The sequence below is a fragment of the Gordonia amicalis NBRC 100051 = JCM 11271 genome, from assembly GCF_000332995.1.
In the GTDB taxonomy this organism is placed as follows: domain Bacteria; phylum Actinomycetota; class Actinomycetes; order Mycobacteriales; family Mycobacteriaceae; genus Gordonia; species Gordonia amicalis.
Genome location: NZ_BANS01000085.1, coordinates 1 through 1630, shown reverse-complemented (window position 1 = coordinate 1630; position 1630 = coordinate 1). Strand labels below are relative to the sequence as shown.

Below are 1630 nucleotides of genomic sequence, written 5' to 3'. Positions count from 1 at the left end.
ATCTGCCCACCGCGCCGCGGCAACCGCAAAGGGGCAGTGGAGAAGTCCAATCACACTGCCGCCCAACGCTGGTGGCGCACATTGCCCGACGATGTGACCGTTGAACAAGCTCAAGCGAGTCTCGATCAGTTTTGCCGCACCCGCGGCGATACCCGCTTACGGGCAACCAAAGACGGCAAAGCCTCCGTAGCGACGATCGCGACCGCCGAAGGGCTGCACCCCCTGCCAGCCACCGCGTATCCCGCGATTCTGGCCACCGAGCGCACCGTCTCACGACAAGCATTGGTCGCCTACCGCGGCAACCGCTACTCGGTTCCACCCGAGCTCGCCTGCGCACAGGTCACCGTCACCCAGGTCCTGGGCACCGAGGTCATCGACGTCGTCACCGCCTCGGGAATCACCATCGCCCGCCACCAGCTGGCGGCCGACGGGACCGGGGCGATGGTCCGCGATCACGGCCACATCTACGCCCTCGAACAAGCAGCCATGGCCAGCGCGAACACCGGACGACCCCACCGCCGCAAAGAACGCATCCCACCCGGCCCGGACTCCATCGCTGCCGCACAGCAGCTTCAGGCAACAGCTAGCAAAGCCGATCAGCACGACTCCATGATTACCGAAACAGTCACTAGTGCAACCCAATCCGAAGAATCAGACGCAGTGATATACGACCTTTCGGTCTACGAACGTGCCGCCCACGGAAGGAACACCCTGTCATGACCACCCACGACACACCGACCGGCGCCGACCGGTTGCCGGCACCGAACACCGCCGAAGCCGCCAGCCTCTACCAACGCCTGCGCGGGCATCTCGCGGTCCTCAAACTTCACGACGCCGCCGAAGCGCTGCCCTCGGTCCTGAACCAAGCAGCCGCCGAAGAACTATCGATGACCGCAACACTGGACCGGCTCCTTTCCATAGAAGTCGAGGCCACTGAAGCACGCCGGCTACTGGGTCGCCTGCGGTTCGCGTGCCTGCCCACACCAGCATCACTGCAGGACTTCGACTACGACGCCGCCGCAGGCATCGACCGCAAGCTGATCGAGGAACTAGCAACCTGCAGATACCTCGAAACAGCGACGAACGTGCTGCTCATCGGCCCTCCAGGAGTCGGAAAAACACATCTGTCGGTCGGACTCGCCCGCGCCGCGGCGCACGCCGGATACCGGACGTACTTCACCACCGCAGCCGACCTCGCGGCCCGCTGCCACCGAGCCGCCCTCGAAGGCAGATGGGCCACCACGATGCGATTCTATGCCGGGCCGACACTGCTCGTGATCGACGAACTCGGGTATCTTCCGCTGCCCGGCGAAGCGGCATCAGCTTTGTTTCAGGTTGTCTCACAACGATATATGAAGACATCAATCGTAATGACAACCAACCGTGGCGTGGGATCGTGGGGCGAAGTACTCGGCGACAACACCGTCGCCGCAGCAATGCTCGACCGCCTCCTACACCGCTCGGTCGTACTCAACCTCGATGGCGATTCCTACCGCTTACGAGACCACAACGCACGAACGGAAAAGCTCCGCAAAGCCACCACCGGAACCCGCCAACCGCTACAGTAAACACCGCTCACAGGTAGGGAATTTCACCGAGCATGATCAGGGAAATTCGCTGAGCCTCGTCA

2 protein-coding genes are annotated in these 1630 nt (G+C 63.0%); both read left to right on the top strand.

Annotated features, from left to right (window positions below; translation table 11 throughout):
• Window positions 1–720: Mu transposase domain-containing protein (locus tag GOAMI_RS22245; RefSeq protein ID WP_006438911.1), on the top strand; the 720-nt coding region annotated here is incomplete at its 5' end.
• The gene (gene istB, locus GOAMI_RS22240; protein WP_006438910.1) at window positions 717–1568 is read left to right on the top strand and encodes an IS21-like element helper ATPase IstB; all 852 of its coding nucleotides are present in this window, start codon (window positions 717–719) and stop codon (window positions 1566–1568) included. The genes GOAMI_RS22245 and istB, both read left to right, overlap by 4 nt.
• Window positions 1569–1630: the final 62 nt, after the last annotated feature.

Excerpts from the sequence above, each read along its gene's own strand:
- istB (WP_006438910.1), top strand. The coding sequence starts at position 717 with ATGACCACCCACGACACACCGACCGGCGCCGACCGGTTGCCGGCACCG.